This is a genomic window from Pseudomonas sp. 39004, assembly GCF_028682155.1.
Lineage (GTDB): Bacteria > Pseudomonadota > Gammaproteobacteria > Pseudomonadales > Pseudomonadaceae > Aquipseudomonas > Aquipseudomonas capeferrum.
Window position 1 is genome coordinate 1 of sequence record NZ_JANIAG010000084.1, and the last position, 23,293, is coordinate 23,293.

Genomic DNA, 23,293 nt, shown 5'->3' on the forward strand with positions numbered 1-23,293 from the left:
CTGTGGGGGCGGCGGTGCGGCGATCCGACTTGCCCCGCGAAGAGGCCGGTACTGTAAGACACAAGGCCAATTGCCAGCCTGCGAGCGGAACGAGTGTGTTACTAGGTATGTCTAGACTTACCTAGGACCCTCCAGGAGTAAAACCACCATGACCTCAACCTATTACACCGGCGAAGAGCGCAGCAAGCGCATCTTCGCTATCGTCGGTGCCTCTTCGGGCAACCTGGTGGAATGGTTCGACTTCTACGTCTACGCCTTCTGCGCGATCTACTTCGCCCCGGCCTTCTTCCCCTCCGACGACCCCACCGTACAGTTGCTCAACACCGCCGGCGTGTTCGCCGCGGGCTTCCTGATGCGCCCCATCGGTGGCTGGATATTCGGCCGCCTGGCCGACCGCCATGGCCGCAAGAACTCGCTGATGATCTCGGTGCTGATGATGTGCGCCGGGTCCTTGATGATCGCCTGCCTGCCCACCTACGCCAGCATTGGTACCTGGGCACCCGCGCTGCTGTTGCTCGCGCGTCTGATCCAGGGCCTTTCGGTGGGTGGCGAGTACGGCACCACCGCCACTTATATGAGCGAAGTGGCGTTGCGCGGCCAGCGCGGCTTCTTCGCCTCGTTCCAGTACGTGACCTTGATCGGCGGCCAGTTGCTGGCCGTGCTGGTGGTGGTGATCCTGCAGCAACTGCTGACAGAGGACGAGCTGCGTGCCTGGGGCTGGCGTATTCCGTTCGTGGTCGGCGCCGTGGCCGCACTGATCTCGCTGATGCTGCGCCGCTCGCTGCACGAAACCAGCAATGCCGAAACCCGCAATGACAAAGATGCCGGTTCGATCAGCGGGCTGTTCCGCAACCACACCGCAGCGTTCATCACCGTGCTGGGTTACACCGCAGGCGGGTCGCTGATTTTCTACACCTTCACCACCTACATGCAGAAGTACCTGGTCAACACGGCCGGCATGAACGCCAAGAACGCCAGCTACGTGATGACCGGCGCGCTGTTCCTGTTCATGATCCTGCAGCCGTTCTTCGGCATGTTGTCCGACCGTATTGGCCGGCGTAATTCCATGCTGCTGTTCGGCGCCTTGGGTACGCTGTTCACCGTGCCCCTGCTGATGGCGCTGAAGACCGTGACCAGCCCGTTCCTGGCCTTCGTGCTGATCAGCCTGGCCTTGTGTATCGTCAGTTTCTACACCTCGATCAGCGGCCTGGTAAAAGCGGAGATGTTCCCGCCGCAGGTGCGCGCGCTGGGTGTCGGCCTGGCCTATGCAGTGGCCAACGCGATGTTCGGGGGTTCTGCCGAATACGTGGCGCTGGGCCTGAAGACGCTGGGCATGGAAAACACCTTTTACTGGTACGTGACGGGCATGATGGCGATAGCCTTCCTGTTCAGCCTGCGCCTGCCGAAGCAGGCCGCGTACCTGCACCATGACGATTAAGGACCTGCAATGACGTACCGTGCGGACAACCAGCTGTTCGATGCCTACTTCACCGCGCCGGCCATGCGCGAGATCTTCTCCGACCGTGGCCGCCTGCAGGGCATGCTCGATTTCGAAGCTGCCCTGGCCCGCGCCGAAGCGGCCGCCGGGCTGGTGCCGCACAGCGCGGTGGCGGCCATCGAGGCCGCCTGCAAGGCCGAGCGCTACGACACCCGCGCCCTGGCCGATGCCATCGCCAGCGCTGGCAACTCGGCCATCCCACTGGTGAAGGCGCTGGGCAAGGTGATCGCCAGCGGCGTACCCGAGGCCGAGCGCTATGTGCACCTGGGCGCCACCAGCCAGGACGCGATGGACACCGGGCTGGTGCTGCAGCTGCGCGATGCCCTCGACCTGATCGAAGCGGACCTGGGCCAACTGGCCGAGACCCTGTCGCGCCAGGCCTTGCAGCATGCCGATACGCCCCTGGTGGGGCGCACCTGGCTACAGCATGCCACACCGGTCACCCTGGGCATGAAGCTGGCCGGTGTGCTGGGCGCGTTGACCCGCCATCGCCAACGCCTGCAGGAACTGCGCCCGCGCCTGCTGTGCCTGCAGTTCGGCGGTGCTTCGGGCAGCCTGGCGGCATTGGGCAGCAAGGCCATGCCGGTAGCCGAGGGCTTGGCCGAGCAGCTCAAGCTGAATTTGCCTGAGCAGCCTTGGCACACCCAGCGCGACCGCCTGGTGGAATTTGCCTCGGTATTGGGCCTGATCGCCGGCAGCCTGGGCAAATTCGGCCGCGATATCAGCCTGCTGATGCAGACCGAGGCGGGCGAGGTGTTCGAGCCTTCCGCGCCGGGCAAAGGTGGCTCGTCGACGATGCCGCACAAGCGCAACCCGGTGGGCGCCGCCGTGCTGATCGGTGCCGCCACCCGTGTGCCTGGCCTGCTGTCGACGCTGTTTGCCGCCATGCCTCAAGAACATGAACGCAGCCTCGGCCTGTGGCATGCCGAATGGGAAACCCTGCCGGATATCTGCTGCCTGGTGTCCGGCGCCCTGCACCAGGCCCAGGTGATCGCCGAAGGCATGCAGGTGGACGCCGAGCGCATGCGCCGCAACCTCGACCTGACCCAGGGCCTGGTGCTGGCCGAAGCCGTCAGCATCGTCCTGGCCCAGCGCCTGGGCCGTGACCGCGCCCACCATCTGCTCGAGCAGTGCTGCCAGCGTGCCGTCGCCGAGCAGCGCCACCTGCGCGCGGTGCTTGGTGACGAGCCGCACGTCAGCGCCGAACTGTCGGCGGAAGAACTCGATCGTTTGCTCGACCCTGCCCATTACCTCGGCCAGGCCCGCGTCTGGGTGGCGCGCGCCGTGGCTGAACATCAACGTTTCACTGCCTGAAGGAGACTGCTGTGGCGCATTTGCAACTGGCCGATGGCGTACTGAACTATCAAATCGATGGCCCGGCGGATGCTCCGGTGCTGGTGTTGTCCAACTCACTGGGTACCGACCTGGGTATGTGGGACACGCAGATTCCGCTGTGGAGCGAGCACTTGCGCGTGTTGCGTTATGACACCCGCGGCCATGGCGCCTCGCTGGTCACCGCAGGCCCTTACAGCATCGAGCAATTGGGCCGCGATGTGCTTGCCCTGCTCGATGGCCTGGACATCCAGAAAGCGCACTTCGTCGGGCTGTCGATGGGCGGCCTGATCGGCCAGTGGCTGGGGATCAACGCAGGCGAGCGCCTGCACAGCCTTACCCTGTGCAACACCGCGGCCAAGATCGGCAGTGACGAGGTCTGGAACCCGCGCATCGACACCGTGCTCAAGGGCGGCCAGCAGGCCATGGTCGAGCTGCGCGATGCCTCCATTGCGCGCTGGTTTACCCCAGGCTTCGCCCAGACGCAGCCCGAGCAGGCCCAGCGTATCTGCCAGATGCTGGCGCAGACCACGCCTGAGGGCTATGCAGCCAACTGCGCTGCGGTGCGCGACGCCGACTACCGCGAGCACGTGCAGCGCATCCAGGTGCCGACCTTGATCGTCGCCGGTACCGAAGACGTGGTGACCACCCCTGAGCATGGCCGCTTCATGCAGGCTGCCATCCAGGGCGCCGACTATGTCGACTTCCCGGCTGCGCACCTGTCCAACGTCGAGATTGGCGAGCGCTTCAGCCGCCGAGTGCTCGACTTCCTGCTGGCTCACTGAGGATAACGCCATGGATGAGAAACAACGCTACGACGCAGGCATGCAGGTGCGCCGCGCGGTGCTTGGCGATGCGCACGTGGACCGCAGCCTGGAGAAGCTCAACGACTTCAATGGCGAGTTCCAGGAGATGATCACCCGCCATGCCTGGGGGGATATCTGGACCCGCCCCGGCCTGCCGCGTCACACCCGCAGCCTGATCACCATTGCCATGCTGATCGGCATGAACCGCAACGACGAGCTCAAGCTGCACCTGCGGGCCGCTGCCAACAACGGCGTGACCCGCGACGAGATCAAGGAAGTGCTGATGCAGAGCGCGATCTACTGCGGCATCCCGGCGGCCAATGCCACCTTCCACCTGGCGGAATCGGTGTGGGATGAGCTGGGCGTCGAGTCACGCTCTTAAGCCCCACGGGCTCTTGGTAGGAGCGGCCTTGCCGGGGCGCCGGACCGGTCGGAAAGGGGCGCGCAGCGGCCCCGGATATGTGCGGCGACGCTGAAATCGAGGGGCCGCTGCGCGCCCCTTTCGCGACGCAAGGCCGCTCCTACGACGACCGCAGGGCCACTGGGCCGGCATTGGCCTCCACGGCTTGCTTGAGCGCCGGGCACAACCCCAGCATGAATGCCGCTTCCGCCACCACGAACAGCGGCCCGATGATCAGCCCGCTGATATCGTCGACGAACGCCGGCTTGCGGCCTTCGTAATAGTGGCCGACGAACTGGATGATCCAGCCCACCACGAATGCCCCCAACCCCGCACCGAGCCACAGCCCGGTGCTTTGCATCGCCAGTACCTGGCCAAGCCACAGGCACAGCCCCAGCAGCAGCCCCATGACCAGCCCGAAGCGCAGGTCCAGGCGCAGGTAGAACCACACCGAAGCCGCCGCCGCCAGCAGGGCAGGGGATAGCCAGATACCGGCAACGTCCCAGCCTGGGCGCGACAGCAGGATGGTCACGGCCAGCACGATCAGTGGGATGCCGAGGAAATGGGTGGCGATGTTGCGTGGGTCGCGGTGGTAGTTGGCGTATTGGCTCAGGTGTTCGACGAGGTTTTTCATTGTTGTGCCTCCCTGGTTTGCCGGTACAGGCCCCCATATAGCTCAGGATAGCCCGCACGCACCATCTTCATCAGTTCAGCGAATGGCGGCACTGCGCAGGGGCGCATCCAGCCCCACCAGCGTCTCGATCATGGCCCGCGCCGCAGGCGACAAGCGATAGCCGCTGCGGCTGACCACGCCACAGCGCACGCTGAGCACTTCCAGTGCCGGCGGCAGGTTGCGCCAGTGCAGGCGCACCAGGCGCCCGGCAGCCAGGTCTTCGGCAACGGCTTCCTCGCTGGCGGTGCCGATCGCATCACTGGCCTGCACTACGCTGCGCAACACCGCCAGGTGCTCGGTCTGCAGGTGTGGGGTGAAGTCGCTGCGCCCGCTCAGGTTGGCCAGGCGCTTGCGCACGCCAGGTGCAAGCAGGGCGCTGGCCAGCGGGTAGGTGAACAGGTCGTTGGTCGACAGGCTGTCCTTGGCCAGCAAGGGGTGGCCGGGGCGGCAGAAGAACAGGCCGGGCCGTGGCGACAGTGGCTCGGTGTGGAAGTTGGGGTCGGCCTCGAAGGGGCGGATATCGTCGACGAAGAACTCGATCTGCTCACGGCGCAGTGCCTGGCCGAGGCGCTCGGCATTGTCCACCAGCAACGCGGTGCGGATCCCCGGGTGGCTGTCGATGAAGTGGCGCAAGGCTTCGGGGACCAGGCGCACAGCCAGTGCCGGGCCGCTGCCAAAGTGCAACTCGCCGGCATCGAGCTTGGTCATCTGCAGCACTTCGTTGCTCAGTTGCGCGGCACCTTGTACCAGGCGGCGGGCGTGCTGCAGTACCACCAAGCCTTCAGGGGTGGGCGGCAGCGCTTTGCTGGCACGGTCGACCAAGGGGCAGCCAAAGGTTTGTTCCAAGCCCTGGATGGCGCGGCTGAAGGCAGGCTGGGTGATGCCCATGGCCTCGGCGGCGCGGACGAAACTGCGATACTCGTTGAGTGCAATGAAATAGCGCAGTTGACGAAGGTCCATGGTGAGGCTCTAGGGCGGGGAACAGACGTCGATTTAAGCGGTTACAGCATATGTCGTCAACGATGGTTTATTTTGTTAGTTATTCTTTTTGGTTATTTAAAACCTCGTCACGGGTTTGACCGCGACGAGGGTAGCCAGATCACAGCAGATTCAACGGGTAACTCACAATCAGCCGGTTCTCATCGAACGCATTGGTGCTGAAGTCCCGGCGCATGGTGGAGTTGCGCCATTTCACCGACAGGTCCTTGAACGACCCCGACTGCACCACGTAGGCCAGCTCGGTCTCCCGTGCCCATTCCTTGCCATCGTCGACGCCACCTGCCGTCACGTTGTCACCCTTGATATAGCGGTTCATCAAGGTCAGCCCCGGTACCCCGACGGTGGCGAAGTTGAAGTCATGGCGCACCTGCCAGGAACGCTCCTTGGCATTGTCGAAGCTGGCGTTGTAGCTGTCGTTGGCCAAGGTGCCACCGCTGGTGCCATTGACCCGCAGCCAAGCGTCATCGCCACTGACCTTTTGCAGGCCGACGTAGAAGGTATGGCCCTGGTAGCGTGCCGAAAGCAGTGCCGAGGCGGTGCGGTTATCCAGTTCTCCGGCGCGCTCGGCGCCGTCTTCCTTGCCGATGAAGTAGCCGAGGTTGGCGCCCAGGGTCCAGTCGCCCAGTGGCTGGCTGTGTACCAGGTTGAGGTACTGCTGGCGGTAGATGTCCTTGAGCTGGGCATCCCACAGGCCAATCATCGTGCGCTTGTCGTTGAAGGTGTATTCACCACCGCCGAAGTTGAAGCGGTCCGAGGTGAACGCTGCACGGCCATTGAGCGACATGTCTTCCATGCTGGCGTCGTTGCGCGGGCTATTGCCGCGGAACTGGCCGGCATACAGGGTCAGGCCGTCGATTTCCTTGGAGGTGAGCTGGCCGCCGCGGAAGGTCTGTGGCAGCGAGCGGCCATCGTCCGAACGCAGGATCGGCAGCACTGGCATCCATTCGCCGACCTTCAGTTCGGTCTGCGAGAGCTTGGCTTTCAGGGCCACGCCCAGGCGGCCGAAATCGTCTGCGGGGCGGCCGTCGTCGTGCACCGGCAACAGGTGGGTGTTGGTGGTGCCTCTGCCGCCATCGAGCTTGACCGAGTACATGCCCAACACATCCACGCCGAAACCCACGGTGCCCTGGGTGAAGCCGGAGCGGGCATCGAGGATGAAGCTCTGGGTCCATTCCTCGGCCTTGCTCTGGGGGTGGGCCGGGTCGACGAAGTTGCGGTTGATGTAGAAGTTGCGCAGGTTGAGGGTGGCCTTGGCGTCTTCCATGAAGCCGCCGTCCGCAGCAAACGCGGGGAGGGTGCAGGACATGGCCAACAGGCCGGGCAGCAGCTGGCGTGCGGTATGCGAAGTGCTCATCTGTCGTGGATCTCTTGTTTTTATGGTCGAGCCGTTGCGCTGCAGGATGCGGCCTGCAGGTGCGGGTCTTTGATGAACGTGGGCAACGTTGCGTGAGCGGATGGTGCGGGGAAGGGAAGGGGCGAGGCAATTCGTCGCAGACGGTATGGGGCGATAATCGAACGGAATGTTCCAGGTGGTTAATTATTTTCCTGCGCAGGCAGCGACAACAAAAAGCCCACCGCGAGGGGTGGGCTTGATGTTGCTACAAGGGCATTCAGCCTTTCGGTGTTGCCACCGAAGCCTGCTGATTGGCCTGCTGCCCGGTCTGCTCGTACCAGCCGCCGCCGAGCGCCTTGTACAGGTTGACCTCACTGGTCAGCTGCGACAGGCGATCACCGATCAGTGCCTGTTGGGCGCTGAACAGGTTACGTTGGGCGTCGAGGAAGGTCAGGTTGCTGTCGATACCGATACGGTAGCGACGCTCGGCCAGGCGGTAGTAGTCCTGGTTCGCCTGCACCAGGTCACGCTGGGCCTGCAACTGCTCTTCGAAGGTTTTGCGCGCCGCCAGGCCATCGGAGACTTCCTGGAAGGCGGTCTGGATGGTCTTCTCGTACTTGGCGACGTTGATGTCCTTCTGGATCTTCGAGTAGTCCAGGCTGGCCTTCAGGCTGCCGGCGTTGAAGATCGGCAGGTTGATCTGCGGCTGGAACAACCAGGTGCCCGAACCGCCTTTGAACAGGCCGTCCATGTCGGTACTCAAGGTGCCGGCGTTGGCGGTCAGGCTGATGCTCGGGAAGAACGCTGCACGGGCCGCGCCGATGTTGGCGTTGGCGGCCTTGAGCAGGTGCTCTGCTTCCTGGATGTCCGGGCGACGCTGGAGGATGTCCGACGGCAGGCCGGCCGGTACTTCGGCCAGTTGGTCGGCGTTCAGCTCCAGCGGCTGGGGCAGGTTGGCCGGTACGCCGGTACCCAGCAGCACGGTCAGGCTGTTGAGGTCCTGGGCAACCAGGCGCTGGTACTGCGAGTACTTGACCCGCGCGCCTTCCACGGCGGTGCGTGCCTGGCTGAGGTCGAGCGCCGAGGCGACACCGACTTCATTGCTGCGACGGGTCAGGTTGTAGCTTTCCTGGTAGGTCTTCAGGGTGTCTTCGGTCAGCTTGAACAGCGCCTGATCCGCCTGCCAGGTGTAGTAGGCGTTGGCCACGCTGGCCACCAGGGCGATCTGCGTGGAGCGCCGTGCCTGTTCACTGGACAGGTAGGTTTCCAGCGCTTGCTCGCTCAGGCTGCGCACACGGCCGAACAGGTCCAGCTCATAGGCACTGACGCCGAGAGTGGCCGAGTACTGGCTGGTGATACCGGCTTGGCCGGTCTGCGACATGTCTGCCGGTACCCGCTGGCGGCTGCCGCTGCCAGTGGCCGAAACCGCCGGGAACAGGTCGGCCCGCTGGATGCGGTACTGCGCGCGGTAGGCGTCGATGTTGAGCGCCGCGACACGCAGGTCGCGGTTGTTCACCAGCGAGGTCTGGATCAGCTGCTGCAGCGCCGGGTCGTGGAAGAACTGGCGCCAGCCCTGTTCGGCGGCGGCAACGTCTGCCGACTGGGTCGGCGAGTACGCAGGGCCTTGCGGCCACTGCGCTGCCACCGGCGCTTCCGGGGTCTGGTAATCAGGGATCAGCGAGCAACCGCCAAGAATGAAAGCGGTTACCGCCAGGGACAACAAAGACTTGGTCATTGCCCAGCCTCATAACGTGGAGTTTCAGGGGTGTCGTCTTTTTTCGGCTCTTTGCTGCCGAACATCGACGACACTGCGACGAAGAATAGCGGTACCCAGAAGATTGCCAACACGGTCGCACTGATCATGCCGCCGATCACACCGGTGCCGATCGCATGCTGGCTGCCGGCGCCTGCGCCGCTGGCGATGGTCAACGGTACCACGCCGAGGATGAACGCCAGCGAGGTCATGATGATCGGGCGCAGACGCATGCGGCACGCCTCGATCGCCGCGTCGTACAGGCTGCGGCCCTGCTCGTGCAACTCTTTGGCGAACTCGACGATCAGGATCGCGTTCTTCGCCGCCAGGCCGATGGTGGTCAACAGGCCGACCAGGAAGTACACGTCGTTGGACAAACCGCGCAGGCTGGTGGCGATCAGCGCACCGATGATACCCAGCGGTACCACCAGCACGACCGCGATCGGGATCGACCAGCTTTCGTACAGCGCTGCCAGGCACAGGAACACGAACAGAATCGAGAGGGCGAACAGTGCCGGCATCTGCGAGCCGGAGAGTTTTTCCTCGTAGGACATGCCCGTCCAGGAGAAGCCGATACCATCCGGCAGCTCGCCAGCGATGCGTTCCACTTCGGCCATGGCCTCACCGGTGCTGTAGCCCGGCGCTGGCGCACCGAGGATTTCCATCGCCTCGACGCCGTTGTAACGGGACAGCTTCGGCGAGCCGTAGGTCCATTCGCCTTTGGCGAAGGAAGAGAACGGCACCATCTCGCCCTTGCCGTTGCGCACGTACCACTTCTGCAGGTCTTCCGGGCTCATCCGGGCATTCGGTTCACCCTGGATGTACACCTTCTTGACCCGGCCACGGTCGATGAAGTCGTTGACGTAGCTGGCACCCAAGGCAATCGACAGGGTGTTGTTGATGTCGGCGATGGTCACGCCCAGGGCGCTGGCACGTTCGTCATCAATGGTCAGCTGGTACTGCGGTTCATCGTTCAGGCCGTTAGGGCGCACGGCACTGAGTACCTTGCTCTGTGCAGCCTTGGCCAGGAACTGGTTGCGTGCTTCCATGAGTTTTGCATGGCCGACACCGCCGCGGTCCTGGAGGAACACGTCGAAGCCGGTGGCGTTACCCAGTTCGAGTACCGCAGGCGGGGCGAAGGCGAACACCATCGCATCGCGGAAGGTGAAGAAGTGCTGCTGGGCACGCTGGGCCAGGGCGAACACACTGTTCTCCTGGGAGCGTTCGCCCCACGGCTTGAGCATGATGAATGCCATGCCCGAGCTTTGGCCGCGGCCGGCAAAGTTGAAGCCGTTGACGGTGAACACCGACGCCACGGTATCGGCTTCGTCCTTGAGCAGGTACTCACGCATCTGGTCGACCACCACCTGGGTGCGTTCGGCACTGGAGCCTGCCGGGGTCTGCACCTGGGCAAACAGCACGCCCTGGTCTTCTTCAGGCAGGAACGCCGTCGGGATGCGGGCGAACAGCCAGATCATGCCAACCACGATCAGTGCGTAGCCCAGCAGGAACGGCACCTTGTTGCGCAGGATGGTGCCCACGCTGCGCTCGTAGCCGTTTACGCTGCGGTCGAAGTTGCGGTTGAACCAGCCGAAGAAACCACCTTTGGCGGTGTGGTGCTCGCCCTTCTTCAGCGGCTTGAGCATGGTTGCGCACAGTGCCGGGGTGAAGACCAGCGCCACCAGCACCGACAGGCCCATGGCCGATACGATGGTGATGGAGAACTGGCGGTAGATCACCCCAGTGGAACCGCCGAAGAAGGCCATGGGCAGCAGTACCGCCGACAACACCAGGGCGATACCCACCAGGGCACCCTGGATCTGCTCCATGGAACGCTTGGTGGCTTCCTTGGGCGGCAAGCCCTCCTCGGACATCACCCGCTCGACGTTCTCCACCACGACGATGGCGTCGTCCACCAGCAAGCCGATGGCCAGGACCATGGCGAACATGGTCAGGGTGTTGATGCTGAAGCCCGCAGCGGCAAGGATGCCGAAGGTACCCAGCAACACCACCGGTACGGTCATGGTGGTGATGATGGTGGCGCGGAAGTTCTGCAGGAACAGGTACATCACCAGGAACACCAGAACCACGGCTTCGATCAGGGTGTGGATCACCCCACTGATCGATTCGGTGACCACTGGCGTGGTGTCATACGGGAACACGGCCTTCACGCCCGGCGGGAAGAACGGCTCAAGGTCGTTGATGGTCTGGCGCAGCGCCTTGGCAGTGTCCAGGGCGTTGGCGCCGGTGGCCAGCTTGACCGCCAGGCCCGAAGCCGGTTTGCCGTTGAACTGGGCACTGACCGCGTAGTTCTCGCCGCCCAGGCCAACCTCGGCGACATCACCCAGGCGTACCTGGGAGCCGTCGTTGTTGACCTTGAGCAGAATCTTTTCGAACTGCTCGGCGGTCTGCAGACGGGTCTTGCCGATGATGGTGGCGTTCAGCTGGGTGCCCGGCAGGGCAGGCAAGCCGCCGAGCTGGCCGGACGATACCTGCACGTTCTGCGCAGCGACCGCAGTCTTCACGTCGACCGGGGTCAGCTGGAACTTGTTCAGCTTGGCCGGATCGAGCCAGATACGCATGGCGTACTGGGCACCGAATACCTGGAAGTCACCCACGCCGGCGGTCCGCGAAACCGGGTCCTGCATGTTCGAGACGATGTAGTTGGCCAAGTCGTCCTTGGTCATGCTGCCATCTTCGGACACCAGGCCGATCACCAGCAGGAAGTTCTTCACTGCCTTGGTGACACGGATACCCTGTTGCTGCACTTCCTGCGGCAACAGCGGGGTGGCCAGGTTCAGCTTGTTCTGAACCTGAACCTGCGCAGTGTCGGCGTTGGTGCCTTGCTCGAAGGTGGCGGTGATGGTCATGCTGCCGTCGGAGTTACTTTCCGAAGACACATAACGCAGGTTGTCGATACCGTTGAGCTGCTGCTCGATGACCTGCACCACGGTGTCCTGCACCGTCTGCGCCGAGGCGCCCGGGTAGGTCACGGCGATGGCGATGGCCGGTGGCGCGATGCTCGGGTACTGGTTGATCGGCAACTTCAGGATCGACAGGGCCCCGACCAGCATGATCACCAAGGCGATCACCCAGGCGAAGATCGGGCGATCGATAAAGAACTTCGACATGGTTTACTCCGCTTTGGCGTCTGCTTTCGCCGCGTTGGCCTGATCAGGGCTGGCCGGCTTGTTGACGTTGGTGGCTTCGCTGACCTTGACCTCGACGCCCGGACGCACATATTGCAGCCCTTCGGTGATCAGGCGGTCGCCCGGGTTCAGGCCTTCCTCGATCAGCCAGTCACTGCCCAGGGTACGGCTGGCCTTGAGCTGGCGCAGTTCGACCTTGTTTTCCTGGTTGACCACCAGTGCGGTCGGCGCGCCCTTGAGGTCGCGGGTCACGCCCTGCTGTGGGGCCAGGATGGCGTTGGCGTTGACCCCGGCGCGCAGGCGGGCATGCACGAACATGCCTGGCAACAGGGTGTGGTCGGGGTTCGGGAAGATCGCACGCAGGGTCACCGAGCCGGTGGTCTCGTCGACCGAGACTTCGGAGAACTCCAGGCGGCCTTGCTGCTTGAACAGGCTGCCGTCTTCGAGCACCAGCTGCACCGAGGCGGCGTTTTCGCCGGCCTTTTGCAACTGGCCGCTTTCCAGGTCACGGCGCAGCTTGAGCAGCTCGGCGGTGGACTGGGTGACGTCGACGTAGACCGGGTCGAGTTGCTGGATGGTGGCCATGGCATTGGTCTGGCCATTGCTTACCAGCGCGCCTTCGGTAAACGCGGAACGGCCGATGCGGCCGCTGATCGGGGCCAGGACCTTGGTGTAGCGCAGGTCGATCTGGGCACTTTTCAGCGCAGCCTCTGCCTGCAATCGTTTGGCATTGGCGTCGTCGTATTCCTGCTTGGACACAGCCTGTTCATCGATCAGCTGCTTGTAGCGCTCGGCCAGCGAACGGGTGGCCTGCAGGTTGGCCTGGGCATTGGCCGGGTTGGCCTCGTAGACGGCAGGGTCGATCTGGTACAGCTGCTGGCCTTCCTTGACGTCGCTGCCTTCCTTGAAGAGGCGCTTGAGAATGATGCCATTGACCTGTGGTCGCACTTCGGCAACCCGGTAGGCACTGGTGCGCCCCGGCAATTCCGAGGTCAGGGTGAAGGCTTGCGGCTGAATGGTCACGACGCCGACCTGAGGAGCCTGCGCGGCAGGCGCTGCTTCTTCTTTCTTGCAGCCACTGAGCAGAGTTGCCAGGGCGACGGCGGAAACCAGAGCGGTAACGGCTGGCTTGAATTGCATGAGGATCCTCGGGGCGCTGGAGCAGGAGACGCTCAAGAGTAATGGAAGAGTCTGATTCAGAAAAATGCTATCCGGTGGATAAATAGCTTGCTAAGGAATATACTTACATTCATGGTTGTTTGTAAATACCGCTGCGCAGTACTTGGTGACTGCCGCAGCCCTTGATTAGCCCATTCGGGAGACGCCCTGCAGAGGCGACCCCGGCGGTTTCCCCGAGCGCGCCGTGCGCTCGGGCCCAGATGAGGTTGTACTGCCATGGTCCGTAGAACCAAAGAAGAAGCCCAGGAAACCCGCGCCCAGATCATCGAGGCGGCGGAAAAGGCCTTCTACAAGCGCGGGGTTGCGCGAACCACCTTGGCCGACATCGCCGAACTGGCGGGCGTCACCCGAGGTGCGATCTACTGGCACTTCAACAACAAGGCCGAACTGGTGCAGGCGTTGCTCGACAGCCTGCATGAAGCCCATGACCACCTTGCACGCGCGAGTGAAAGCGAGGATGAACTGGACCCGCTGGGTTGCATGCGCAAGCTGCTGCTGCAAGTGTTCAACGAGCTGGTGCTTGATGCCCGAACCCGGCGTATCAATGAAATCCTGCATCACAAGTGTGAGTTCACCGATGACATGTGTGAAATTCGCCAGCAGCGCCAGAGCACGGTGCTGGATTGCCACAAGGGCATTGCCCTGGCGCTTGCCAATGCCGCGCGCCGGGGCCAGTTGCCTGTCGAGTTGGATGTCGAGCGCGCGGCGGTGGCCATGTTTGCCTATGTCGATGGCCTGATCGGGCGCTGGTTATTGCTGCCGGACAGTTTCGATCTGCTGCGTGATGTTGAGAAATGGGTCGACACCGGGCTGGATATGCTGCGCTTGAGCCCAGCGCTGCGCAAATGACACTTTGTTAAGGATTGTGAGGGAGTGTTGCCCCATTGTATTAACGGGGCATTAAAGGCGGGGTCGCGCTGCGGCCCCGCTTTATTAGTGCCCGCGCAATTGCCGGTCCGGCAACGCCAGCGCCGCCACCAACCCCAGCAGTGCAACCACACCACTGCCCATCAACAAATGCTTGAACGTCTCCAACAACCTTGCCTGGGTCAGTGGGTCAGCCTCGCCTGCCTTAAGGCTGCCCAGCAGGGGGTTGCCAAGCAGCTCGAACCCACCCTGATGCAGCAACGCCAGCAGCAGGCTGGACATGCACGCCACCCCCATGGCCCCCCCAAGCGAGCGGAACAGGTTGGTGGTGCTGGTGGCAACACCGATGTCCTTGCTGGCCACCGCGCTTTGCGTGCCCACCAGCGACGTCGGAAACTGCAGCCCGCAGGCAATGCCGGTCAGCAACATGAACACGGCGCTGAGCAGCGCCGACTGCGGCGGTGTCATGGCCATGGCGAAGATAGCCACCGGCATCAGCAGCGCGCCGGTGAGTATCTGCGGTTTGTAGCGCCCGGTGAGGCTGGTCATGCGGCCGCCGGTGAAGGCCCCCATCGGCAGGCCCATGGCCAGTGGCAGCAGGTGCAATGCCGCGCTGTCGGCACCTGCACCGGTGATGCCCTGGTAGCGCAACGGCATGAGCATGGTCAGGGAAATCGACTGGAAACTGGCGAAAAAGATCACCCCCCAGCACAGCACGGCGACGCGGTTGCCGAACAGGTCGAGGGGCAGCAGCGGCTCCGGGCAGCGCCGTTCATGGCCAATGAACAGCGCCAGGCCAAGCACCGCGCAGGCGAACAGCGCCAGTACGGATGGCGCTGCCCAGGCGTGGCCCTGGCCGACCAGGGTAATGCCCAGCAGCAGGCTACCCAGGCCAACAATCAGCAACACGGCGCCGAGGTAATCGACCTGGGCCTCGCGGCGCTTGACCGGCATGTCGCGCAGTGCCCGATGGATCGCCCACAACGCGACCATTCCCAGTGGCAGGTTGATCCAGAACACCCAGCGCCAGGACAGGTACTCGGTCAGCCAGCCGCCGAGCACCGGCCCGGCGACGCTGGCCACCGCGTACATGCTGCTGAAATAGCCCTGGTAACGGCCACGTTCGCGCGGTGGCACGAAGTCGCCGATGATCGCCTGGCTGACCGACACCATGCCCCCTGCACCGACCCCTTGCAGCACGCGGGCCAGCACCAGTTGCTGCATGTCCTGGGCGAGGGCGCAGGCAATCGACGCCAGGGTGAACAGCGTGATGCCGGTAAGGATCATCCGCCGCCGGCCATACAGGTCACCCAGTTTGCCGTAGATCGGCACCGCCACCGTCATCGCTACCATGTAGCCGGAGATCACCCAGGCGAGCAGGCCAACATCGTTGAATTGTGCGGAAATGGCCGGCAGCGAGACGGCGACGATGGTCTGGTCCAACGCGCCGAGGAAGATGGCCAGCATCAGAGCGGTGAGCACGTTGCGCAACACGGTCGGGGGCAGGGCGGCAGTCACGAAATTACCTTAGGCATGGCAATGAGGCCGATGAATTGTAACCTGACTTAGGTAGCTTCCTATGTACTATCTGCATCCCCTATGCAAGATCGGCATTGGCGCATTCATCCAGTGAGGCATGGCCGCGTGATATCGTGGCTGGACCGCAGGGGCTGTGATCCGTGGCCTGCACCAGCTTGGTGCAGCTAATTGCCGCAGGGTTTTCGTGTCGCTGTATCCCACACCTTTTATTCCTCTGCCTGCATGTCGAGCATGACCGCCCAGATGGCGACGGTTGGAACAGGTCAGGTAGACCCGATTCAGGGGTTGGTAGCAACCGTTCAATTTCACGTTATTGCGGAGTGATCATGCCCAGGGCTTCCCACCAAGATTTGCGTTTTGCCTTCCGCGAGCTGCTCGCTTCAGGTTCCTGTTACCACACAGCGTCCGTGTTCGACCCGATGTCGGCGCGCATTGCCGCTGACCTGGGTTTCGAAGTCGGTATTCTTGGTGGTTCGGTGGCTTCGCTGCAGGTGCTGGCCGCACCGGATTTTGCCTTGATCACGCTCAGCGAGTTCGTCGAGCAGGCCACACGTATTGGCCGTGTGGCGCAACTGCCGGTGCTGGCCGATGCCGACCACGGCTACGGCAACGCGCTGAATGTCATGCGCACGGTCATCGAACTGGAGCGTGCCGGCGTTGCGGCACTGACCATCGAAGATACGCTGCTGCCGGCCCAGTTCGGGCGCAAGTCCACCGATTTGATTCCAGTCGACGAAGGTGTCGGCAAGATTCGCGCGGCGCTTGAAGCACGGGTCGACTCGTCGCTGTCGATCATCGCCCGCACCAACGCCGGTGTGCTGAGCACCGAAGAAATCATCGTGCGCACCCAGAGCTATCAGAAAGCCGGTGCCGACGGGATCTGCATGGTGGGGGTGAAGGATTTCGAGCAGCTTGAGCAGATTGCCGAGCACCTGACCGTGCCGTTGATGCTGGTGACTTACGCCAACCCCAACCTGCGTGATGATGAACGCCTGGCACGCCTGGGCGTGCGCATCGTGGTCGATGGCCATGCGGCGTACTTTGCTGCCATCAAGGCCACCTACGACTGCCTGCGCCTGCAGCGCGGCCAGCAGAACAGGTCCGAGAACCTCAACGCCACCGAACTCTCGCACACCTACACCCAGCCCGAGGATTACATCCGCTGGGCCAAGGAATACATGAGCGTCGAGGAGTGACCGGCAGGGCGCCGTCAGCTCAACGGACGGCGCTCAAGGTTGCGCTTTGCGGCACGCAGTGCGCGTGCTGACAATTGGCTGCCGAGCTGGGTTGGTCGCGGAGCAGTTCGACCCGCCAGCAGGCTGAGCCGTAAAGCCCGGCAACGGCAAACAGCGCCATCACCACTGCGAACCTTCTTGTCTTGATGCCCATGGTGCTCACCTCCTGTTACCGCGCCAGGTGATACCGGTAAGCGTAGGCCAATTCGCGGCGCCGTGGGCTTACATCAGGTCCTTGTCCCATTCCGGCTCGTCCCGGAACCGCTGTGCAAGAAAGTCCAGCATGCTGCGCAAGGTCGCCGGCATGTGCTTGCGCGAGGTATACACCGCATTCAGGTTGAGCTCGCGCGGCCGTGCTTCGGGCAGCAGGCGCACCAGTGCGCCCGTGCGCAGCGCAGCGGCAGCCTGGTAGGTTGGCAGCATGGCAATGCCCGCACCGGCCAGTGCCGCCTTTTGCAACGTCATGGCCTCATTGGCACTGATGTTGCCCTCGACCGGGACGGCAATGGCGTGGCCCTGCACCTCGAAATGCCAGAGGCTGTGGCCGAAGTAGGCATGGGTCAGGCAATTGTGCCCACTCAGTTCCTCAACCCGCTGCGGCGTCCCATGTTCGCGCAGGTAGCCCGGTGCCGCGCACACCACCGAGCGGCACACGGTCAGGCGCCGGGCGATCAGGTTCGGGTCCAGATCGTTGCTGGTGCGGATGGCCAGGTCGATGCGCTCATCCACCAGGTTGACCGTGCGATCGAGCATCTGCAGTTCAACCTTCACCCCGGGATAGCGCCGAACATACGCGGCCACGGCATCCACCAGTTGCGCTTGGCCGAATGACGTACTGACGCTGATGCGCAGCGCGCCGCGGGGCGCGTCGTCCGGTTGGCGTACGGCAACCTGCAGGTCGCCGGCAAGTTCCAGCAGTTGGCGGCAGCGGGGCAGTGTTTCCTGGCCAGCGGCGGTCAGGCTCAGCTTGCGCGTGGTGCGCTGCATCAGCCGCGCGCCGACCCACTCCTCGAGTTCTGCCAGGTAGCGTGAAACCACTGGCCGCGACAGCTGCAGGTGATCCGCTGCCGCAGACTGGCTGCCCAAATCGACAACAGTGACAAAAACGCGCATGGCGTTGAGACGGTCCATGATTTGCCCGATTTTAGAAACAAACTATGTTCGAGCATCGCATTTTTTGTCATGGATTTGGCAACTAAGCTGTTGATCATTCTTCTACAGACGGACCGTTGCGATGTCGCTATTCACTCCCTTGCGTGGCCTGTTACTGGCCTGTGTTGCGTTGACCGGCCCGGCCCTGGCCGCCGAGCCGTTGCAGTTGGACGTCTACAACCCTGGGCACGAGGCCATTTTCCCGGTCAGTTCGGTGATTGTCAGCGGCGCCCACGATGCCATCCTGGTCGACGCCCAGTTCGGCAAGGCGCAGGCTGAACAGGTGGTCGAGCGCTTGCGTGCAGGCGGCAAGCGGCTTACCACCATCTACATCAGCCATGGCGACCCGGACTACTACTTCGGCCTCGACACGCTGACCCAGGCGTTCCCCGCCGCCAAGGTGGTAGCCTCGGCGCCCACGGTTGCGCACATTCGCCAGACCATGGACGCAAAGCTGGCCTACTGGGGCCCGCAAATGGGCGCGGACAAACCGGCGCGGCTGGTCGTGCCACAGGTCCTCGCGGGCGATCGCCTGACCCTGGAAGGCCAGACGCTAGAGGTGGTCGGCCTGGACGGGCCGCAGCCTGATCGCAGTTTTGTCTGGATTCCGTCGATCAAGGCAGTCGTCGGCGGCGTGGTGGTTGCGGAGCATATCCACGTGTGGATGGCCGATACCCAGTCGGCCCAGTCGCATGCCGACTGGCTGGGCACGCTCAAGCACATCGAGCAGTTGGCGCCGCGCACCGTTGTGCCCGGCCATTACCTGGGCCAGAGCAGCCGTTCGCTCGCCGCTGTCCGCTTCACGGCCAATTATGTTGAAGCGTTCGATGCCGAAGCCGCCAAGGCGAAAGATGCCGCTACGTTGATCGCGGCGATGAAAAAACGCTACCCCGGCCTGGCTGACGAGAGCTCGCTGGAGCTCGGTGCCAAGGTCGCCAAGGGCGAGATGAAGTGGTAATTCCGTTCAATTGATGGAGTGTTTCCCATGAGCAAGATCGCAATCATTGGTGCCACCGGCCGAGCCGGCAGCCAGTTGCTGGAAGAAGCCCTGCGCCGTGGCCACAGTGTCGTGGCCATTGCCCGCGACCCGTCGCGGCTGCAGGGGCGTGATGGGGTGACGGTCAAGGCGCTGGACGTCAAGGACAGTGCGGCGCTACAAGCGGCTGTCGCCGGTGTGGACGCGGTGTTGAGCGCTGCGCACTTTGCAACTATCGACGCGCACTCGATCATCGAGTCAGTCAAGCGCGCCGGGGTCAGGCGCCTGCTGGTGGTGGGCGGGGCCGGCAGCCTGCTGCTGCCTTCCGGGCACAGGGTGATCGACAGCCCGGACTTCCCCGAGGCCTACAAAGCCGAGGCGAGTGCCGGCGTGCGCTTTCTCGAGGTGCTGCGCCAGGAGCAGAATCTGGACTGGACGTTCCTGTCGCCGTCGGCGGAGTTTGTCGAGGGCGAGCGGAGCGGGCACTACACGCTGGGCAAGGATCATCTGCTGATCGGTGCCGCCGGCAAGAGCTGGATCACCTTTGCCGACTACGCGATTGCCATGCTCGATGAGCTGGAAAAGCCGGCGCATTCGCGGGCGCGGTTTACTGTCGGGTACTGAGCCGCAGCACGGCCTCGTGTAGGAGCGGCCTTGCGTCGCGAAAGGGTCGCGCAGCGGCCCCCTACGTTCTTGCTGGCACCCGAAAACCCGGGGCCGCTGCGCGACCCTTTCGCGACGCAAGGCCGCTCCTACAAGGGATCGCGGTTGGCGCGCGCCTGCAGCCAGTCCATCAGCTCGACCAGGCCGGCAGGCAGGTGCTTGGCCTGGCTGACCAGGTAATAGCCCTTGCCGGTCGTCACCTTCAAGCCAAAAGGCATGCACAGCCGTCCGCCGTGCAGGTCATCGCCGATCAGCGACCAATCGCCAATGGCTACCCCGGTGCCCTGCGATGCCATGGCCATTGCCATGTCCAAGGTCTCGAAATGCTGTTTCGGCCCTTGTGCAGCAAACGTCGCGCCAGCTGCCTGCAGCCATAGCCGCCAGTCGTGCTCGTCACGCGAGGGGTGCAGGAGCATGTGGCGCATCAGGTCGTCGATCTGCGCCAGCGGCAAGGCGCCTTCCAGCAGTGAAGGCGCGCAGACAGGTGTCAGCTGCTCGTCGAACAATTTGCGAACTTGCAGGCCATGGTTCGGCAGGCTGCCGTACACCACCGCCGCATCGAAGCCTTCGCGGCGAAAGTCCACGCCATGCTGCACCGTGGTGGTCAGCTCTACCGGTACGTCGGGGCGCAGCGCCTGCCATTCCATCAGGCGTGGCAGCAGCCAGCGCATGACGCAGGTCGGCGCCTTGAGCTGCAAGGTGGCGCGATGCCCACCCACTTCACGCACGCCTTGTTCGACCAGCGCAAACACCTGCTGCACCCGCGGCAACCAGTCCTGGCCTTCACGCGTCAGGCTCAGGCCGCGGGCCTGGCGCTGGAACAGGGCGTAACCGAGGTGCGCTTCCAGTGCGCCAATCTGCCGGCTGACGGCGCCTTGGGTGATGTGCAACTGCTGCCCCGCACGGGTGAAATTGCAGTGCTGGGCTGTGACCAGGAAGGTGTACAGGGCGGGCAGGGGCGGGAGCCGTTTCATTGCATTAAGCCATGACGTGGGGACATGGCTAGTATGTGTTTTTTTGCATTGTGGCGATAGCGTTGGCTTGGGTCCAATACGGGCAGATTCCAACAAGACTCAAGGTAAAAACACATGGCAACCTGCGGCGAAGTACTGGTCAAACTCCTTGAAGGCTATGGTGTGGACCATGTCTTCGGCATTCCAGGCGTGCATACCGTCGAGCTCTATCGCGGCCTGGCGTCTTCTTCCATTCGTCACATCACCCCGCGCCACGAGCAAGGCGCCGGGTTCATGGCCGACGGATATGCCCGGACCCGGGGCAAACCAGGGGTGTGCTTCATCATCACCGGCCCTGGGATGACCAACATCACCACCGCCATGGGCCAGGCCTATGCCGATTCGATCCCGATGCTGGTGATTTCCAGCGTGCAATCGCGCGATCAACTGGGCGGCGGCCGCGGCAAGCTGCACGAGTTGCCGAACCAGGCTGCATTGGTGTCGGGCGTGGCAGCCTTCTCGCAGACCCTGATGAGCGCCAACGACCTGCCACAGGTACTGGCCCGCGCCTTTGCCGTGTTCGAGGGCGCCCGCCCGCGCCCTGTGCATATCGAGATCCCACTGGACGTGCTGGTCGAGCCAGCCGATCACTTGCTGCCAGGCCGTCCGGTGCGCAGCAGCCGCGCAGGTGCAGCCCCCCAGGCCGTAGCGTTGATGGCCGAGCGCCTGGCCAAGGCCAAGCGCCCGCTGATTCTGGCGGGTGGTGGTGCGTTGAGCGCTGGCGCCCCCTTGGCCCGCCTGGCGGAGCTGCTGCAGGCACCGGTAGCATTGACCATCAATGCCAAGGGGTTGCTGGCATCTGATCACCCGTTGCAAATCGGCTCCACCCAGTCGCTGCCGGCCACGCGGGCGCTGGTGGCCGAGGCGGACGTGGTGCTGGCCATCGGTACCGAACTTGCCGAAACCGACTATGACGTGACCTTCAAGGGCGGCTTCGAGATCCCGGGCAGTCTGCTGCGGATCGACATCGACCCGGACCAGACAGTGCGCAACTACTTGCCCGAGCTGGCGTTGGTCGCCGATGCCGAATTGGCCGCCGAGGCGCTGTGCGCGGCCTTGCAGGGGCAGCCGCTGCCGGCGCGTGACGGTGGCTGGGGGCAGCCGCGCGTGCAGCAGCTGCGCCAGGCCCTGGCGAGCGGCTGGGACCAGCCGACTCTGAGCCAGACGCGCCTGCTGAACAGTATCCTCGAGCGCCTGCCCAACGCCATTCTGGTCGGCGATTCGACCCAGCCGGTGTACTCCGGCAACCTCACGCTGGACATGGACCAGCCGCGCCGTTGGTTCAATGCCTCGACCGGTTACGGCACCCTGGGCTATGCATTGCCAGCGGCGATGGGCGCCTGGCTGGGCAGCGCCGCGCAAATCGCCGAGCGTGCGCCGTCGGTTTGCCTGATCGGCGATGGTGGCTTGCAGTTCACCCTGCCGGAGCTGGCCAGTGCGGTGGAGGCCCAGGTACCACTGATCGTGCTGTTGTGGAACAACCAAGGGTACGAGGAAATCAAGAAGTACATGGTCAATCGCGCCATCGAGCCGGTCGGCGTGGATATCCATACCCCGGACTTCATCGGCGTGGCCCGGGCCTTGGGTGCCGAAGCGGAGCATGTGGTTGATGTCGCGCAGTTGCAGGCGGCGTTGGGGCGTGCGGTGGAGCGCAAGGGGCCGACCTTGATCCAGGTTGACCAGAATCAGTGGCAGGCGGCGGTGGTCGCGTAAAAAGCTGCCGGCCTGTACCGACCCTTCGCCGGTACAGGCCGTGCACAACTTACCCGGCCGGGGCCCGCAACCGCGCTACATCGCGAATCGGCGGCGCGCCGTAAAGCCTGCTGTATTCGCGGCTGAACTGCGACGGGCTTTCATACCCTACCCGATAGCCCGCCACTGCGGCTTCAAGCCCGTCATTGAGCATCAACCGCCGTGCCTCTTGCAGGCGCAATTGCTTCTGGTACTGCAGCGGGCTCATGGACGTCACGGCCTTGAACCGATGGTGCAAGGTCGAGGTGCTGAGGTTGACCTCCCGGGCCAGGTCCTCGATGCGCAGCGGCTGCTGAAAGTTCTGGTTGAGCCAGGTAATGGCCTGGCAGACTCGGTGGGTCTGGCTGTTGGCCAAGGCGATCTCATACAGCCGATAGCCCTGCGGGCCACGCAGCAGGCGGTAGAGAATTTCTCGGCGGAACAGCGGCGCCAGCATGGCAATGTCCCGTGGCGAATCCAGCAGGCGGATCAGCCGCAGCAGCGCGTCGAGCAGCTGTGCGTCGGTCCTCTCCACATACAGCCCACGGCCGGACGGCAGGTTGGGCACCAACATCGGCCCACTTTCGGCGATCAGTTGGCTGATTTCGGCCGGGTCCAGGTCCAGTCGCAAGCCCAGGCTGGGGTTTTCGGGGCTGGCATCGAGTTTGGCCGCGCTGATCGGCAAGGTCACCGACACCACCATGTAGTGCAGCGGGTCATAGGCGTACTGCTCGTCACCGAGGAACAGGCTTTTGCTGCCCTGTGCCAGGATGCACAACGCCGGCAACGCCAAGGTAGGCATGGCGCGGATGTTTTCCGTGTAGCGCACTAGATACAGGTCGTCGATGGCCGACACCGTGCCTTGGGGCTCGCCGGCATGGCGGCGGATCAGCTCGGCCAGCTCCTGGCGTTGCACTTCCAGGGACGGCTCGATGGGCGTGGCGGTGGTCATGATGGCTTCCTCTACTGACTGACGCAGCATAGGTTTGGGCAAT

At 63.7% G+C, this 23,293-nt stretch carries 20 protein-coding genes; 9 read left to right on the forward strand and 11 right to left on the reverse strand.

The annotated features are described in order from the left end of the window. Positions 1–148 precede the first annotated feature (148 nt). From NP534_RS15585 to pcaC, 4 genes are read left to right on the forward strand one after another with little or no spacing between them, the layout of a single operon-like run. A complete protein-coding gene (locus NP534_RS15585; protein WP_033702762.1) occupies positions 149–1,438 on the forward strand; it encodes an MFS family transporter in 1,290 nt (429 codons plus the stop codon). Between the two features lie 9 nt (positions 1,439–1,447). Further along, positions 1,448–2,812, forward strand: a complete 1,365-nt coding sequence (locus tag NP534_RS15590) for a 3-carboxy-cis,cis-muconate cycloisomerase (protein ID WP_274099301.1) — start codon at positions 1,448–1,450, stop codon at positions 2,810–2,812. An 11-nt stretch (positions 2,813–2,823) separates the two neighbouring features. Continuing rightward, a complete protein-coding gene (gene pcaD / locus NP534_RS15595; protein WP_274099302.1) occupies positions 2,824–3,615 on the forward strand; it encodes a 3-oxoadipate enol-lactonase in 792 nt (263 codons plus the stop codon). Positions 3,616–3,625: 10 nt separating this feature from the next. Next, on the forward strand, positions 3,626–4,018 hold the full coding sequence (gene pcaC / locus NP534_RS15600; RefSeq protein ID WP_047583944.1) for a 4-carboxymuconolactone decarboxylase: 393 nt from the start codon (positions 3,626–3,628) through the stop codon (positions 4,016–4,018). A gap of 139 nt (positions 4,019–4,157) precedes the next feature. Here pcaC and NP534_RS15605 read toward each other — a convergent pair whose 3' ends face one another. From NP534_RS15605 to ttgA, 6 genes are all read right to left on the reverse strand, one after another. After that, on the reverse strand, positions 4,158–4,670 hold the full coding sequence (locus NP534_RS15605) for an Mpo1 family 2-hydroxy fatty acid dioxygenase (RefSeq protein WP_274099303.1): 513 nt from the start codon (positions 4,668–4,670) through the stop codon (positions 4,158–4,160). A 75-nt stretch (positions 4,671–4,745) separates the two neighbouring features. Continuing rightward, positions 4,746–5,669, reverse strand: a complete 924-nt coding sequence (locus tag NP534_RS15610) for a LysR family transcriptional regulator (RefSeq protein ID WP_047583969.1) — start codon at positions 5,667–5,669, stop codon at positions 4,746–4,748. Between the two features lie 139 nt (positions 5,670–5,808). Beyond that, positions 5,809–7,062 (reverse strand): OprD family porin, encoded by a 1,254-nt coding sequence (locus NP534_RS15615; protein WP_033702756.1) that lies wholly within the window; start codon positions 7,060–7,062, stop codon positions 5,809–5,811. Positions 7,063–7,318: 256 nt separating this feature from the next. After that, positions 7,319–8,776: an AdeC/AdeK/OprM family multidrug efflux complex outer membrane factor gene (locus tag NP534_RS15620; protein WP_274099304.1), complete on the reverse strand. Its 1,458-nt coding sequence runs from the start codon at positions 8,774–8,776 to the stop codon at positions 7,319–7,321. Beyond that, entirely contained in the window at positions 8,773–11,925 is a 3,153-nt protein-coding gene (gene ttgB / locus NP534_RS15625) for a multidrug efflux RND transporter permease subunit TtgB (RefSeq protein WP_274099305.1), read from the reverse strand. The genes NP534_RS15620 and ttgB overlap by 4 nt, the downstream gene beginning before the upstream one ends. Positions 11,926–11,928: 3 nt before the next feature. Next, complete coding sequence (gene ttgA, locus NP534_RS15630; protein ID WP_274099306.1) at positions 11,929–13,083, reverse strand: toluene efflux RND transporter periplasmic adaptor subunit TtgA; 1,155 nt, start codon at positions 13,081–13,083, stop codon at positions 11,929–11,931. A gap of 255 nt (positions 13,084–13,338) precedes the next feature. Here ttgA and ttgR point away from each other — a divergent pair, with 255 nt between their 5' ends. Then, on the forward strand, positions 13,339–13,971 hold the full coding sequence (gene ttgR, locus NP534_RS15635; RefSeq protein ID WP_033702752.1) for an efflux transport transcriptional regulator TtgR: 633 nt from the start codon (positions 13,339–13,341) through the stop codon (positions 13,969–13,971). A gap of 84 nt (positions 13,972–14,055) precedes the next feature. Here ttgR and NP534_RS15640 read toward each other — a convergent pair whose 3' ends face one another. Beyond that, positions 14,056–15,507 carry an MDR family MFS transporter gene (locus tag NP534_RS15640; RefSeq protein WP_186659607.1) on the reverse strand — a complete coding sequence of 484 codons (1,452 nt, stop codon included), beginning with the start codon at positions 15,505–15,507 and terminating at the stop codon, positions 14,056–14,058. Between the two features lie 347 nt (positions 15,508–15,854). Here NP534_RS15640 and NP534_RS15645 point away from each other — a divergent pair, with 347 nt between their 5' ends. Further along, a complete protein-coding gene (locus NP534_RS15645; RefSeq protein WP_033702750.1) occupies positions 15,855–16,724 on the forward strand; it encodes an isocitrate lyase/PEP mutase family protein in 870 nt (289 codons plus the stop codon). Between the two features lie 19 nt (positions 16,725–16,743). Here NP534_RS15645 and NP534_RS15650 read toward each other — a convergent pair whose 3' ends face one another. Further along, positions 16,744–16,917 carry a hypothetical protein gene (locus NP534_RS15650; RefSeq protein ID WP_167334470.1) on the reverse strand — a complete coding sequence of 58 codons (174 nt, stop codon included), beginning with the start codon at positions 16,915–16,917 and terminating at the stop codon, positions 16,744–16,746. A gap of 68 nt (positions 16,918–16,985) precedes the next feature. Continuing rightward, a complete protein-coding gene (locus NP534_RS15655) occupies positions 16,986–17,894 on the reverse strand; it encodes a LysR family transcriptional regulator (protein ID WP_274099307.1) in 909 nt (302 codons plus the stop codon). A 103-nt stretch (positions 17,895–17,997) separates the two neighbouring features. Here NP534_RS15655 and NP534_RS15660 point away from each other — a divergent pair, with 103 nt between their 5' ends. Further along, entirely contained in the window at positions 17,998–18,873 is an 876-nt protein-coding gene (locus tag NP534_RS15660; protein WP_258714074.1) for an MBL fold metallo-hydrolase, read from the forward strand. A gap of 27 nt (positions 18,874–18,900) precedes the next feature. Next, the gene (locus NP534_RS15665; protein WP_274099308.1) at positions 18,901–19,515 is read left to right on the forward strand and encodes an NAD(P)-dependent oxidoreductase; all 615 of its coding nucleotides are present in this window, start codon (positions 18,901–18,903) and stop codon (positions 19,513–19,515) included. A gap of 128 nt (positions 19,516–19,643) precedes the next feature. Here the strand turns inward: NP534_RS15665 and NP534_RS15670 are convergent, their stop codons facing one another. Next, positions 19,644–20,528, reverse strand: coding sequence for a LysR substrate-binding domain-containing protein (locus NP534_RS15670; RefSeq protein WP_033702746.1), 885 nt, complete (start codon positions 20,526–20,528; stop codon positions 19,644–19,646). Between the two features lie 114 nt (positions 20,529–20,642). Between NP534_RS15670 and NP534_RS15675 the strand changes: the two genes are divergently transcribed. Next, positions 20,643–22,280, forward strand: a complete 1,638-nt coding sequence (locus NP534_RS15675) for a 5-guanidino-2-oxopentanoate decarboxylase (RefSeq protein WP_274099309.1) — start codon at positions 20,643–20,645, stop codon at positions 22,278–22,280. Between the two features lie 49 nt (positions 22,281–22,329). Here NP534_RS15675 and NP534_RS15680 read toward each other — a convergent pair whose 3' ends face one another. Further along, positions 22,330–23,250 (reverse strand): AraC family transcriptional regulator, encoded by a 921-nt coding sequence (locus tag NP534_RS15680; protein ID WP_033702744.1) that lies wholly within the window; start codon positions 23,248–23,250, stop codon positions 22,330–22,332. Between the last annotated feature and the right edge of the window lie 43 nt (positions 23,251–23,293).